The organism is Bradyrhizobium septentrionale, assembly GCF_011516645.4.
GTDB classification, from domain to species: Bacteria; Pseudomonadota; Alphaproteobacteria; order Rhizobiales; family Xanthobacteraceae; genus Bradyrhizobium; species Bradyrhizobium septentrionale.
Genome location: NZ_CP088284.1, coordinates 335,743 through 349,295 on the forward strand (window position 1 = coordinate 335,743; position 13,553 = coordinate 349,295).

13 protein-coding genes are annotated in these 13,553 nt (G+C 59.1%); 2 read left to right on the forward strand and 11 right to left on the reverse strand.

Annotated elements, in window-relative coordinates; translation table 11 throughout:
- Window positions 1–19: 19 nt before the first annotated feature.
- The 3 genes from HAP48_RS01435 to hsdR are packed head-to-tail and all read right to left on the reverse strand — an operon-like array spanning window position 20 to window position 5,540.
- The gene (locus HAP48_RS01435; protein WP_221345281.1) at window positions 20–514 is read right to left on the reverse strand and encodes a restriction endonuclease subunit S domain-containing protein; all 495 of its coding nucleotides are present in this window, start codon (window positions 512–514) and stop codon (window positions 20–22) included.
- Complete coding sequence (locus HAP48_RS01440) at window positions 511–1,989, reverse strand: class I SAM-dependent DNA methyltransferase (protein ID WP_166217625.1); 1,479 nt, start codon at window positions 1,987–1,989, stop codon at window positions 511–513. The genes HAP48_RS01435 and HAP48_RS01440 overlap by 4 nt, the downstream gene beginning before the upstream one ends.
- Window positions 1,986–5,540: a type I restriction-modification system endonuclease gene (gene hsdR, locus HAP48_RS01445; protein WP_166217628.1), complete on the reverse strand. Its 3,555-nt coding sequence runs from the start codon at window positions 5,538–5,540 to the stop codon at window positions 1,986–1,988. The genes HAP48_RS01440 and hsdR overlap by 4 nt, the downstream gene beginning before the upstream one ends.
- A 92-nt stretch (window positions 5,541–5,632) precedes the next feature.
- Here hsdR and HAP48_RS01450 point away from each other — a divergent pair, with 92 nt between their 5' ends.
- Window positions 5,633–6,034 carry a hypothetical protein gene (locus HAP48_RS01450; RefSeq protein WP_166217631.1) on the forward strand — a complete coding sequence of 134 codons (402 nt, stop codon included), beginning with the start codon at window positions 5,633–5,635 and terminating at the stop codon, window positions 6,032–6,034.
- Between the two features lie 225 nt (window positions 6,035–6,259).
- Here the strand turns inward: HAP48_RS01450 and tnpC (HAP48_RS01455) are convergent, their stop codons facing one another.
- The 4 genes from tnpC (HAP48_RS01455) to HAP48_RS01470 form a co-directional block, all read right to left on the reverse strand.
- Entirely contained in the window at window positions 6,260–7,933 is a 1,674-nt protein-coding gene (gene tnpC, locus HAP48_RS01455; RefSeq protein ID WP_166205228.1) for an IS66 family transposase, read from the reverse strand.
- A 46-nt stretch (window positions 7,934–7,979) separates the two neighbouring features.
- Window positions 7,980–8,327, reverse strand: coding sequence for an IS66 family insertion sequence element accessory protein TnpB (tnpB, locus tag HAP48_RS01460; protein ID WP_063676425.1), 348 nt, complete (start codon window positions 8,325–8,327; stop codon window positions 7,980–7,982).
- On the reverse strand, window positions 8,324–8,719 hold the full coding sequence (tnpA, locus tag HAP48_RS01465; protein ID WP_166204038.1) for an IS66-like element accessory protein TnpA: 396 nt from the start codon (window positions 8,717–8,719) through the stop codon (window positions 8,324–8,326). Before tnpA (HAP48_RS01465) ends, tnpB (HAP48_RS01460) begins: the two co-directional genes overlap by 4 nt.
- Before the next feature lie 942 nt (window positions 8,720–9,661).
- Window positions 9,662–9,919, reverse strand: a complete 258-nt coding sequence (locus HAP48_RS01470; protein WP_166217634.1) for a hypothetical protein — start codon at window positions 9,917–9,919, stop codon at window positions 9,662–9,664.
- Between the two features lie 231 nt (window positions 9,920–10,150).
- On the opposite strand from HAP48_RS01470, the gene HAP48_RS01475 reads away from it, so the two are divergent.
- Window positions 10,151–10,588, forward strand: a complete 438-nt coding sequence (locus HAP48_RS01475) for a hypothetical protein (RefSeq protein WP_166202962.1) — start codon at window positions 10,151–10,153, stop codon at window positions 10,586–10,588.
- Here HAP48_RS01475 and tnpC (HAP48_RS01480) read toward each other — a convergent pair whose 3' ends face one another.
- The 4 genes from tnpC (HAP48_RS01480) to HAP48_RS01495 all read right to left on the reverse strand — a co-directional run bounded on the left by tnpC (HAP48_RS01480) (window position 10,589) and on the right by HAP48_RS01495 (window position 13,309).
- Window positions 10,589–12,172, reverse strand: a complete 1,584-nt coding sequence (gene tnpC / locus HAP48_RS01480) for an IS66 family transposase (protein ID WP_166215215.1) — start codon at window positions 12,170–12,172, stop codon at window positions 10,589–10,591.
- 99 nt (window positions 12,173–12,271) lie between these two features.
- Window positions 12,272–12,622 (reverse strand): IS66 family insertion sequence element accessory protein TnpB, encoded by a 351-nt coding sequence (gene tnpB / locus HAP48_RS01485; RefSeq protein WP_166202960.1) that lies wholly within the window; start codon window positions 12,620–12,622, stop codon window positions 12,272–12,274.
- Complete coding sequence (gene tnpA / locus HAP48_RS50610; RefSeq protein WP_166202958.1) at window positions 12,619–13,020, reverse strand: IS66-like element accessory protein TnpA; 402 nt, start codon at window positions 13,018–13,020, stop codon at window positions 12,619–12,621. The genes tnpB (HAP48_RS01485) and tnpA (HAP48_RS50610) overlap by 4 nt, the downstream gene beginning before the upstream one ends.
- 97 nt (window positions 13,021–13,117) lie before the next feature.
- Window positions 13,118–13,309, reverse strand: a complete 192-nt coding sequence (locus tag HAP48_RS01495) for a hypothetical protein (protein WP_166217637.1) — start codon at window positions 13,307–13,309, stop codon at window positions 13,118–13,120.
- Window positions 13,310–13,553 lie beyond the last annotated feature (244 nt).

Here is a 13,553-nt window from a genome sequence, read left to right on the forward strand (position 1 = left end):
GACCAGATTTGAACAGCGACTATCCAGACAAGCTCCTAGCAAGCCCTTCCTTGCCTATGTGGTAGATGTTTACACCTTGCGTCTTAGAAACGAAGTTTTCCTTCAGAGCGCTCAGCAGGAAATAGGAATGAATGTACTCCGACGTGCAGCCTTCCGGCTTCACCCGTATCAACGTGTTCTGGAAGCAACAATTCTCGATCTGTCCCTGCCAAATTGCAGGTTTGCCAACCTCGTTAGCACTACCTGAACCTTCGTTTACGAGAACATCGCCGGCACAGAGGCGAAAACGTTCGAAATCCGCATCATCAAAGTTCATTTCCTTCACATCCGCCAGGTCCCATCCATTCCATGTGATGTTCGCTGCTCGAACGTAAGGGCGCATGTTCTTGCCAGTATGGTTTTCCGGTGACCTTTGGCGGCCGAGGCCTACCCCCGCAATATCGGAAACGGGTGCCCATTCCCAATTCGGAGGCACAGGCCAAAGTGGCACCAGTTGATCACGCCGCCTGGTCATTCCGCCGCCTCCGGAACCGCTACAGCTTCGTCAACGCTATCCGGCTCAAGCTCGTCTGAAAGATTTTCGATATCCGCCAGTGCCGCCTTGAGATGGCCGATGATAGCAGCGGCGATGTCCACCGGTTCCGTTAGGTGCTCCTCGACATCAACCTCGGTGTCGCGCAGCCACGAAATATCAAGATTGTCGTTTCGGGCCTTGATCGCGTCTCGCGTGAAGCAGCGCCAACGACCTTCCTCGCCCTGATCCTTTCGTTTGGCCCCACCGTTGGGATCGCTGCCATAGACCTTCTCGAAATCTGCAAAATCTTGCATCGTCAGCGGACGAGTTTTGCCAAATGCGGGAGCATCTGCCCGCATGTCATAGACCCATACCGACTTGGTATTGCCCTTGTCCGTCGTGCCTCGCTGAAGGAGCAGCAGGTTGGTCTTAACCCCTTGTGCATAGAAGATGCCGGTCGGCAAACGCAGAATGGTGTGCAGATTGCAGAGGTCCATCAGCCATGAGCGCAGTCGCTGGCCCGTGTTGTCCTCGAACAGAACATTGTCTGGCACCACCACCGCTGCACGTCCAGCCGGCTTTAGAGAGCGGACAACGTGCTCAACGAAAGCCAGTTGCTTGTTTGACGTGTCGGCCGTAATCGAGAAGTCCGAACGCGTCGGTCTGCCGCCGCCCTTTTTGGTGCCAAACGGTGGATTGGTCAGGATCAAATCGGCCTTTGGCAGGCGCTCACCGTCGGGACTGAGTGTGTCTCCGACAGCCACGCCCGCTCCCTCGATGCCGTGGAGCATGAGGTTCATTAACAGCAGTCGATGGGCATCAAGGACCAGTTCCAGTCCCGCAAACGCCTGTGTGCGCTGGAACGCCTGTTGCGCTGGTGAAAGGTTGAATAGGTCGTCGGTGGCGTCCTTAATATAGCGGTCCGCCGCTACGAGAAAGCCGCCCGTGCCCGCTGCGGGGTCCTGAACAATTTCACCGGACTGTGGCTTCAGAAGGCGCACCGCACAGTCGATCAATGGACGCGGTGTGAAATACTGTCCGGCCCCGGATTTCTTTTCGCCAGCATTTTTTTGCAGTAAGCCCTCATAGAGGTCGCCCAGTCCTTCGCGGCGGGCAGAGAACCAATCCAGCTTGTCGATTTCTGAGACCAGCGTGCTCAGGTTCGTCGGCTTGCGCAACGAAGTCTGCGCGTCGGTAAAGATGTCGCGCACCATGCCTGTGCCGCTGGTGCCGAGCTTGAGCAGCAGGGCGCGGTAATGGGTGAGTAAGCCCTCGCCCTCGCGTTTCGTCAGGTCGCTCCAGCGGTAGCCCTTGGGTAAGGCGTCCTCGCGCTTCGTCTCCTGCATCATCTTTAGAAACAGCAGAAACGTAAGTTCGGTTACATACGCTTGGTACGTGATGCCGTCATCGCGCAGGACATTGCACAGGCCCCAGAGTTTTTGCACGATGTCGCGTGTCACGTGCTGGTCGGTCATGCAGATTTGCTCCAAAGTTCGTCATTTATGTCGCCGAGAATGGCGTCCAGTTTGCCGTCGAAAATGCGGTTTAACCGGGTGAACCCACCGGTTTCCTCGCGAAATTGCTCTTCATCCAGCACGGCACGATCAGCAACGCCCACCTGCGCGACAGCTTTGCCAATGCGCTCAAGCCATTTACGTTGTGGCTCGCTCCAGCTACCACGCTTCACAATCCGATCCATTGCCGCCTTGACGCGATCTGCCCACGGGACAAGCGGGTCGCCAATTGCAGCCTGTCGGATGAAACCGACAATGGACGCCGCAATATCCTCGTTCTTCGCTTGCTTCCATGCATTGCGTAGTGCGGCTTCGGAGAAGCCTTGCCGATCAAGCTCCATCCTCACGGATTTCAGATTATCCCTCGTCAACTCTCGGGGACGCTGCACGACGGCCTGCAAAGCCGCGACCTTGTTGACGTTATCCTGGATAAACTGAGAAAACGAACTGAGGAAGTCCTCAGGCCGTACCATCGCAGCCCCATATCCGATTGTTGTGGAAACAACCTTGTCAGGGTGCTCCGAGATCGGCAGCGGAATTGGCCTCCCGCTATCGGGCTTCCAGTCGAGGATTAGGCCAATTCCCTGCTTGCCTCTCAACCAGTTGGTCAATCCATCAAGTGGCTCGTTCCTAAAGCGGTTGAGGGTTGCCTGGATCGGCTCGCCAGCCACGCCCTGGAACGCGTCTTCTGCTTCAGCAGTGAGCTTACCAAGCCGTCGGCCCAGCTTCACAACTATTTCATCGCGCAATTGGGTGCGGTGAGCAGCATCAGTAATGCGTGCGAATTGTTCGAACAGTTGCATCAGTGTGATTTTAGGATTGACGACCACTGGTTTCATGGCCGTCACGGGCTGCAAAGCATCGTAGATGCCGACGGCGTCGAAGATACGAAACGTTTCCTTTCCAATTTCAGGACAAAGGCGGGTCGCTCGGCCTAGCATCTGCTCGTATAGGATACGGCTATTCACACGGCGGATGAACACAAGATTTGCGATTGTTGGAACATCGACGCCCGTTGTCAGCAAGTCAACGGTCACTGCAACTGTGGGCAGGGCGTCATTGCGGTAGCGCCGGATCAGCGTGCCAGGCGCATCAACGCTGCCTGTCACCTTTGCAACCGCCGCATCATCGATTTCCCCATACCGGTCAAGGAATGCCTTCTTTAGCTCGGCAACAACAATGTCCGCATGTCCATCCGTCGAGGCGAAGATCAGCGTCTTGCCTGGCAGAGAGGGATCGATGTGCTTGGCTAGTTCTTCGCTCACGGCCCGATTGAATGAGCGGGTGATCACGCGACGGTTGAAGTCATCGATCTCGAAATCCAGATCGTCAGGTGCATGTGTAAGATCGATTTCGCCCGTTATGGGATTGAGCAAGGGCAGTGGATCGCCCCGCGCAAAATGAATGCCATCGCGTGACAACTCGGTTTCAATGCGTAAGGGCGGTTCGTGATCGATCAGGAACCCATCGATCACAGCTTCACGGTATGGATATGTGAATATCGGATCGCCAAATATCTGCGCCGTGTGCAGCGCTGGCGTAGCAGTCAGACCAATCTTGACTGCGTCAAAGTGTTCTAAGACCCGTCGATACTTCGATACATAGTCGGCTTCATCGCGAAACGACATTTCGGCATCGGACATCTCGCGGTCGAGCAGATAACCACGGTGACATTCATCGACAACGATCAAATCGTATTGATCAACCGGCGGGACATCCTCATTCTCATTCGCAAATAGCACCCGCTTTACCAAGCTCTGGATAGTGCAGATGTGAACCTTGGTGGCCGTTTCGGGCAGCACGTCACCGAGTTCCTTCAAGCCAAAAATATCTGCGAATGTTCGAGCGCTTACGATCCGTGTTGTCTTGAACTCATTGGCCGCTTGCTCGCCAAGCGCATGACGATCAACAACGAAACAGATGCGCCGGAAGCGCTTCGTTTCGAGCAGGCGATACAGCAGGGCGATAGCGAGCTTGGTCTTGCCAGTGCCGGTGGCCATCGCCAGGAGCATCGTCCGGTTGGCATCATCCGCGAGGGTGCTCTCGACGGCACGAATGGCCCGTTTTTGATAATCGCGGAGTGGGAAACCGAACTCGATAGGTAGCGATGCAAGGCGTTCCTGAGCCGCCTCGCGATCCATATTGAGTTGCCCCATCAAGCCTTCGGGCGTCGGCCAATCCGTGAGTGCTCGCCGATGGTTGGTCGGATTGCGCGCATCGCGAAACCAGATGCCACTTTGGGTTTCAACCTGCTTGAGGTATGGGCGTCCATTGGTAGCGAACAGGAATGGTACTTGAAACGGCAGCTCTTTGGTTGCGCCCGAACTAAATGGCCATGGCCCTCCCTCGGTAAGCTCAATACTGCCGGTGGGATCGAACGCTTGAGCGTAACGACCAGCTTGGTCAATTGCAGCCTGGACGTTTTTGCTCTTGCGCTTGGCTTCCACCAGAGCAATGCATGTCATGCCGACAAAGAGTGCGTAGTCCGCGGGGCCGTTGGCGGTCGGCCATTCGGCAATCGCCATCGATTTTCCTTTGACCGGTCGAGCACCCTTCGCGTACCGCAGGTTCATGGTGTCGGCGTCCCAGCCACGCGCGCGCAACTGTTCATCAATGAGTTGGCGTGTAGCAGCCTCGTCGAGATCAATGGCCTCTGCGGCGGCAGAGGCAGACCTCAGCATCGCTTGCCTTTCTGAGGCGGAACTGGATGCCGCGGCCGATTGCCACTCAACGAGTTGCTCGGCGAGTTCTACCGGTTGTGAAGGCAGCCCAACTGAGAGCCGCTCTTCAAGAGCTTCGAGGGAGGAACTTGCCGGAGCCTTCGCAACTGCTTGCAATTGTGATAGTCGTCGGCTCAGTTCAATTTTTGCAGCTTCTGCCTCGGCCGCCAATTGAGCATATATATCTCGCTCCTCGGCAGCTCCTTTGGCTCCCTGTTCAGCGGCCCGCCGAGCCGCTTCCGCTTCAGCAATTCTCTCTTTTGCTCGTTGCGCCTCCGTTAGGGCAGCTTCTTTCTCGCCTTTCAACCTCTCAAGCTCGGCCTTAACTTCGGCCGTTGCATCAGCGGGGGCTCGGGGCGGTTGAAATGGACCCGGCTTGAAGTTTTGATCATCGAAGGTGCGGTAGAACCAGATTGCAAGCTGACGAGCCATTTTAAGGCACGAGAGCGCGGTGGCATGATCACCGTCACGGTCATGGGTCGCCGCATTCCCCAACTTGCGAAGCTGATGGAATAGATCCATGACGGACGAGGGGTAATTTCCCTCTAGCCGTAGTCGCCGAAGCAGGTCGGCTTGCAGCTCTCGTGCATCCGTGAGGAGGCCGGAACGAGCAGCTAGCATTTGGGCTAATACTTCGCCGAACTGGCGGAGCAAGATGAGCGCAACGACCGGATCATCCGAGAAATAGCGCTCGCACCCCGCGCCGATCCGGTCCAAATCCGGGTAGTGCTTGGCAAAAAAGCCGAAGTTGGCCGATTTTGGCGGCCCGGTGAGTTTGGTGGTATGAGCCAACCGCTCCCCCCGAAGCAGCCCGCGAGAAAAGGGATTTAAGGTTACGTCACTTTCAGCATGCGCGACTTAGCGCGGCGGTTCAAGATATTCCTTTGTACAATCTAAGGGTTATCTTCCACCAGGCATATGCGGAATTAATCCAGCGGCCCCTGTTCGAGCGGCTGATCTACTTCATGCTGCGGGCTTACGTCGAGAACATCGCCTATCGGCTGTTCGTGTTCTCGATCCTGGTGTTTTTGCTAGCCAGGCTGAAGATGGCATCGCCTGTGACCATCGTGCTGGCCATGGTCGTAAGCCAATGCCTCAACATCGGGGCGAATGTTCCGCACGAGGCGGTTACGGCGCAGGTCTTCCTCTATGACACGATCCGGTATGTTGCACCGGGCGTCTTGTGGGCGTGGATCTATCTTCGCTTTGGTTTCGTTACGGCTGAAGTGGCGTCGGTCGGATGTCACGTATTCTTGCAGCCGGCATTTAGCATTTTGTTCGTCTAACGTGGATGGGATGTTGGCTCAGTCATCGCATCAGCTTGAACAGTTCGAGGACTTCGGTGACACGCAGCTTCGTGCCCTTCGGCATGTGCTCGAGGAGCAGGGCTCGGGGTATCCGCAGCGATCTCATCCCGCTTGAGCGGGGTACGCATACGACGGAGGCCGCCTGATTGACGCATGCGCGCGGGCACGGCGAGGTCTATGATGGCATTGGGTGAAGGGTGAAGGTCAGGCGGCCTGCTGATTGGCTGGCTTGTCGGCCTGGCGCAGGAGCTTCCATTCCCAGGGCAAGAGCTCGTGCAGACGCGATGCGGGATGATCGGCGATACGGGCCAGGACGTCGGCGAGCCAGGCCTTGGGATCGACGTCGTTGAGGCGACAGGTCGTGATCATCGTCAGCATGATGGCGGCACGGTCGGCGCCGCGTTGGCTGCCGGCGAAGGTCCAGTTGCGCCTTCCCAAGGCGATGCCTCTCAATGCGCGCTCAGCGCAATTGTTGGTCAAGCAGATCCTGCCGTCGTCGAGGAAGCGGGCGAAGCCGTCCCAGCGCCTGAGCATGTAGTTAATCGGCTTCAGGACCTCGGAGGAACGCGAGAGGGTTTCGCGCTCGCGGAGCAGCCAGGCATGCATGTCCTCGAGAAGTGACTTACTCTGTTCCTGGCGAGCGGCACGCCGCTCGCCGGCACCGCGGCCGTTGATGGCGCGCTCGATCTCGAACAACGTATCGAGGCGTCTGACAGCCTCCAGCGCGATCGGGGAGACCGGTTTGCCTTTCTTGCCTTCCCGAGCATTTTTCTCGATATCAGCCAGCTCGAAGAAGCCCCGCCGCGCATGGGCCACGCAAAACGCCGGCGTAATCGGCAGCGCCTTCTTCTGCGGGTCGAACAGCGGCTCGAAGCCGCTGTAGCAATCCGCCTGCAAGATGCCGGCGAAGGCGGCCAGATGTCTCTGTGGATGCTCGCCTCGTCGGTCGCTCGAGGCGTAATAGACCGCTGCCGGCGGCGCAGGCCCGGCGAACGGCCGGTCATCCCGCACATAAGTCCAGATCCGCCCGGTCGTGCACTTGCCCTTCGCCAGAATACGGATGGTGGTGTCGTCGCCATGAAGGCGCTCGGCAGCGAGCACGTGGCGTTCGATCAAGTGGAAGAGCGGCATGACGGCGAAGGTCCCGTGGCCGACCTGGTCGGCCAGCGTCGACAACGGCAGGTCGATCCCCTCGGCCTTAAAGCGCGCACTCTGGCGGTTGAGCGGGATATGCATGCCGAACTTGTCGAACAGGATCGTCGCCAGCAATTGTGGGCCGATGAAGCCGCGCGGCGTGGCATGGAACGGCGCGGGCGGCTGGCTGATCTTCTCGCAATCGCGGCAGGTGAACTTCTCGCGTACCGTCTCGATCAGCTTGAAGCGGCGCGGGATCTCCTCCAGCGTCTTGGTCACATCCTCACCGATCTTCGCCAGCCGCGATCCACCGCAGCAGGCGCAGGTCGTTGGAGTCTCAATGACGACGCGCTCGCGTTCGATATCGTCAGGCCATGGCTTGCGCACCGGCCGCTTGCGCATGAAGGGGCGGACGTTCTGCGTCTTCGCCGCTGCGGCCTGTGCGGCAAGCTCATCCTCGCTCGCCGTGGTGACGAGTTCTTCGAGCTCCAACTCCAACTGCTCGAGCAGCCGTGCCGAGCGCTCGGATCGCTGCCCGTGCAGTTCGCGTTTCAGCTTCTCGATGCGCAACTCGAGATGAGCGATCAGCGCCTCGGTATCCGACAGTTTCGCCTGCGCATTCGCGGCTTGCGCCTGCCAGTTGGCGGCCTTCGCCTCGGCTTTCTGTCGCGCCTCACGCTCGGCCTGCAGCGCCGCCAGGGCACTGACAAGGTCCGATGGAAGATCATCCGGCTTCGATATCATGGAGCCATTGAATCAGATCGAGCAGCAGATTCAAACCGTAAAACGACTATCCGACCCGCGTCGGACGCTGGGTTTCTTGAGGGTTGCGCCAATCGATCCCGGACAACAGATAGCTCAACTGCGCCGGAGAGATCGTTACCGATTCACCAGCAACCGATGGCCAGATGAACCTGCCTCTCTCGAGTCTTTTGGTGAACAAGCAGGCGCCCTGGCCATCGTGCCAAATGACCTTCAATAGATCACCGCGTTTGCCCCGGAAGCAGAAAAGACCGCCGCCCATGGCGTCGCGCTTGAGCACTTCCTGCACGCGCAGAGCCAGGCTCGGAAAGCCGCACCGCATGTCGGTATGGCCCGTCGCCAGCCACACCCGCACGCCCGTCGGGATCGGGATCATCGGCGCGCCAGGCCCCGAGCAATTCGAACGACCGCCTCGATATCCGCACCGGGGCCGAAGACCACGCGCAGCCCCTGAGGGCTCACGATTTCGATCTGACCTGTCTCGACAGCTTCCGTCGTTGGCGGCGTACTTGCCGCAACTATCGCAGGGACGAATGTCGGGCCGATCGAATCCTCTTCGGCCGGATCATGACAGGTCCAAGCCTTGCGCCAGCTCAGCAGAAGCTGACGTGATATCCCATACCGGCGAGCCGTCGCCGACACCAGTCGTGGCCCCGAGAAGCTCTCCTCTACGATTCTGAGCTTCTCCGCACGCGTCCAGCGTCGCCGCCGACCGGTCTCCACCAAATCCATGCGGCTCAGCACCGCACTGTCCTTATGTACGTCCATAAGGACAGTCAGCTACAGATCGGAAAAACTCGCAAGACGGCCGCCCTCGGACGGATACTGAGCGGGTCGTGCTCAGCATGGAACTGCTGCATTCTGTCGGCGAATTTTCGGGCGACTTTCGGCGGGATTTCCAGCGGCTTGCGGATGATGGGCATCTCTGGAGCATAGGTATTCCGGGCCGGTTTTGCGAGTTCCGCATAGACCAATGGCGCATTGTCCTGCGCGGGCGAGTTTGAGGAAACTCTGGGCACGCAGCGGCGACGCTGCAACGCTTGCGGAACTACAGCACCAGCGCCGGGTAGGGGCGCTGGTGCTTTTTCACCGGGCTTCAATGTCCGATGATAAAGCGGATAGCAAAATACGCGCCGGCTACGACGGCCGCCGTTAGGCTCAGCGAAAGCAAGATGCGCCACGCCCCTGTCAACTTGAATTCGAAAGTTGGTTCGTCTCGCACAATGTCACGCGAAGAATAAATTTTATTATTCAATAAACAGAATGGCCCCAGCAACCCTTGGAGGCCCGGGGGGCAATTGCTGGGGCCATATGGCCAGTCCCGCGTCTGTCGAGATTGGTCATCCAGATCGCACACTGGATTCAGTGACGACACAAGCCGGAACAGATGCCCCAACTCTCAAGGCAGGGACGCAGTGACAATACTGCAACAAGACCACGCTATTGCGAGGCCCGGCGTTGTCACGAGCTGCAATCTCATAGCACGCTCCACACTCCGCCTCTTCCGGGATGAAAGCGGAAGGTCTTTCCGCGAGATTCACATGTGTGATTTCTGGAACCTTGGTCCTTGTAAATCATCGCTCTGGGCAGAGCGTTTTCATTAAGATCAATTTACAGCCCAGAGGGATCGTCAATTATCGGCAGCGGCGGTTCGCTTTAAACGTGGATAAGAACGGCCTCAGCGTGATGCCTCGTTGGGGCCGTTTCTTGTCAAGTGAACAGGTCTTTCCCGGCCTGCTTCATCCGCACAAATGTGCCGCTCTCGTGGTACTCGAGCCAGCCTTGGCTGATCGCGTGCTGTAGGCCGGCCCAATACTCGGCCGGCGTCGCCTTATCCTCGTCGATCATCGGACGGTTGATCTTCTCGATGTAGATCCTGCCATCCTGGATCGGCTCAAATGCCCGCGCATGCTCCATGATTCTGCGGGCGGCCTTTTCGGGGTCGGAGTAGGGGCGGTCAGCTTTCATCTTCAACGTCGGATGTTCTCGATTTTGTGCATCAGTCGGAAAGCTCCCGCATTTTCAGACTGGTCTGATCTTCTCTTTGAGCTTGCGGTTTATCGTGAGCGTCACGAGAGGATCACGGGTGCCTGGGCTTGACTTGCGCGGAATGCTCTGGATAGCGCGGTCGGGATGATTGACGCCGCCGGCGCGCGGTGATGGGTTGATCCCGGTTCGGAGCGGGCAACGGGGATCAGAATGACCAGCGAGTCGCAGCTGCGCGAGAAGCTTCGGAAGATCGAGGCGTTGTTCGTGGGGGCCGGAACTGCTGGTGAGCGCCTTGCAGCGGAAGCCGCGCTGCAGCGGGTGCGGGCCCGGGTCGAGGAACTTGCTCGCCACGATCCACCGATCGAACAGCAATTCTCACTTCCCGACCAGTGGTCTCGGCACCTGTTTCTGGCGCTTTGCCGCCGATATGGGCTGCGGCCGTTTCGTTATCGCCGACAGCGACGTAACACGGTGATGGTCCGTGCGTCACGGGGCTTCGTTGATCGAGTCCTGCTGCCCGAGTTCACCGAGCTGGAGGGTGCGCTGCAAGTGTATCTGCACGAGGTAACGCTGCGCGTGATCCGCGAAGAGATCTACGACGACGCCAGCGATGCGCAGGAAGTTCCCGACGCCGTGCCGTCGAACTGATCAAGCGGCGAGCTTTGGCTCCGAACCATCGCGCTCGGCTTTCCAATTCCACGGCAGCAGCGTGTTCAGCTGATTGATCTTGGTACGTCCGGAGACGATGCGCTCGAGAACATCAGTAAAATAGTGCCGTGGGTCGATGTCGTGAAGCTTTGCGGAGTTGATGAGTGATGCGAGAGTGGCCCAGGTTTCGGCGCCGCCCTCACTGCCTGCGAACAGATAGTTTTTCTTTCCCAGCCCGATCGGCTTGATGCTGCGTTCGACCGTATTGCTGTCGATCTCGATGCGCCCATCATCGATGAATCGCGTCAGGCCATCCCAATGGTTGAGGGTGTAGCGGATCGCCTTGCCAAGGCCGGATTTCTTCGAGACTTCCAGCAGTCGCGCCTCGAGCCAGGGCTTGAAGTCCTCGATCAGCGGTCTGGTGTCGGATTGTCGCACCGCAGCTCGCTGCGTCGCCGGCAAACCGCGAATGCGATCCTCAATGGCGTAGAACATCGCGATCCGCTGCAGCGCTTCCGCGGCAATCGGCGATTTCGTCGCGATGTGGACGTCCCAGAACTTCCGCCGCGCATGCGCGAAGCAGAACGCCAGTTGTACCAGACGGCCGCCGTTTTTAATCAGCCCCTTGTACCCGGCGTAGCCGTCGACCTGCAGGATGCCGTCGTAGTCTCCAAACAGCTGCCTGGCGCGGATTGCCTTGCGATCCTCGGCGAACACGTAGACTACTGCCGGCGGCGCCGGGCCGCCCCACGGGCGGTCGTCGGTGGCGATCGCCCAGAACTGGCAGACTTTGGTTCTGCCACGGCCGGGATCGAGAACTGGCAGCGGCGTCTCGTCGGCAAACAGCCGCGGGTAGGACATCACTGCGCGGCGCAACAGCGCGTGAAGCGGCTTCAGCCACCAGGCGACGCGGCCCATCCACGAGGCCAGCGTTTGCCGGTCGAGCGTGATGCCTTGGGCGGCAAACATCTGTTCCTGGCGATACAGCGGCAGCTGGTAGCCGTATTTCATCACCGCGACGTGGGCCAGCAAGGCTTCCGTCACCATTCCACCGTCGATCGCCTGGGCCGGCGCGGGTGCCTGCAGAACACCCTGGCGGCATCCCCGGCAGCCGTACCGTGGACGCATGATGCGCTTGACCCGGTACTGCATCGGAATGACGTCGAAGGCTTCCTTGACGGTCTCCCCGATCTTGTGCAGCTGCTCGCCGCAGCAAGGGCAGATGTGGCTCTCGATATCGATCACGACATCGATGCGCGGCAAATGCTCCGGAAGCTTCCCCCGGTTGCGTCGCGCCGGTCGCTTTCCACGGCCCTCCGCTCCGTCAGGCAGCCTGCCTCCGGTCACGTCGTCGTTGGCGGCGGCACGAACCGCCTGTGCCCTGATGGTGAAGAGAGACAGCTGTCCGATATCCAGTGTCTCGGAGCGCGGACCGAAGATCGTGCGCTTGTACTGGGACAGGATCATCAGGAGCTTGTCGTTCTCCTGGATCGCAGCGTCGCGTTGGGCGATCGCTGCATCACGCTCGGTCGCCAGCGTGCTGCATTCCTCCGACAACGCCGCAAGCCGTGACGATAGCGTCATCACGGCTTGTCGGAGCAATGCTGGATCGGAAGGCAAATCACTCATGCAGAGCGATTCTACAACAACTCCGCATGAGTGACGAACGACTCTTGATAATGATCAACCAGCTCGCATCGGCTGATCCACAACTCGCATCGGCACACGCTTCCAGTCCGAGCCATCGAGCAGCACCGAGAGCTGAGCATGAGATAGCGACATGACGCCTTCCTTGATCGGCGGCCAGGTGAACTGCCCCTCGATTCTTTTGTAGTAAAGGACAAGGCCGCTTCCATCCCAAGTCAGGATCTTCACGCGATCTCGGCGCTTGGAGCGGAAGACATAAAGTCCGCCGTCGAACGGATCGGCTCCAAAGGCCTCGCTCACCAGCATCGCCAGCGAGTCCATGCCGCGGCGGAAATCGACCGGCTGCGTCGCAATCCAGATCGACAACCCAGCTCGAAGCCCGATCATCGACCAACCGTCCCGACCGCCGCCAGCACCTCGCACAGTGCCTCCCGGTCGACTGTCCCCCTGACACGGATGCGAATCGCGCCGACCTCGATCTCGATCGCCGCCTGCTCCTCACTCGGGCGCCCACAGCCGGTGATCGCGACCGGCACAAAGCCAGGTGGCATGCCTCTGTCCCCGCGCTCCGCGACCTGCGCCCGCGTAGCCTGGCGACGCCAGAGAAACAACAGGCTTGGACTGATGTCGTGTCGCCGCGCCACTGCGGACACGCTTGCACCCGGCGCAAAACTCTCCGCAACAATCGCCGCCTTCGCATCGGTCGACCAGCGCCGACGTCGGCCCGTCCCGGTGATGATCTCGACACGCTGCAGCGTGTCGGCGCCGTGTTCGAGGATAGGCATATGCCTATCCTTATCGCTATCCTTACGACTATCCTTTGACATTGTGACCTCGCGACAAACCATTCCGCGAGATCTTCCTAGCCGACCAGATCAACCCTCAGCGCGTGGTCTCCGCATGACGCTCACGGTTTATCAGCATTTCGGCCCGCCTCTTTGCCAACTCGGGCAGCCTCGTGCGCACCGTGCCGTGTACCGTTTCATCGATAAGCTCGATGACGATTTTGAATTGATCGTCGTATTGTCGGGTCACGCTGAACGCGACGCCTCGGTGCATATGAGTGGTGGGCATGCGGCCGATTTAGCAATCGACGCCGGGCGCCAACACCGGGAAGCTACGGGCAATCGTCCCACTCTGGGGATGGGCCTATGCAGAGGGCTAGTCGTCCCAAGTTCGCTGGCCGCATGCCCTGCACTCGAACATCCGAACTGGCTTGCCCGTGCAAATGTTTAGCATGGCCCGGACCAAATCCTGAGGGTTGCCGCACCGACAGGCCCTTACCGGCTCATTTTCGATCTCTTGGATCTTCGGCCCG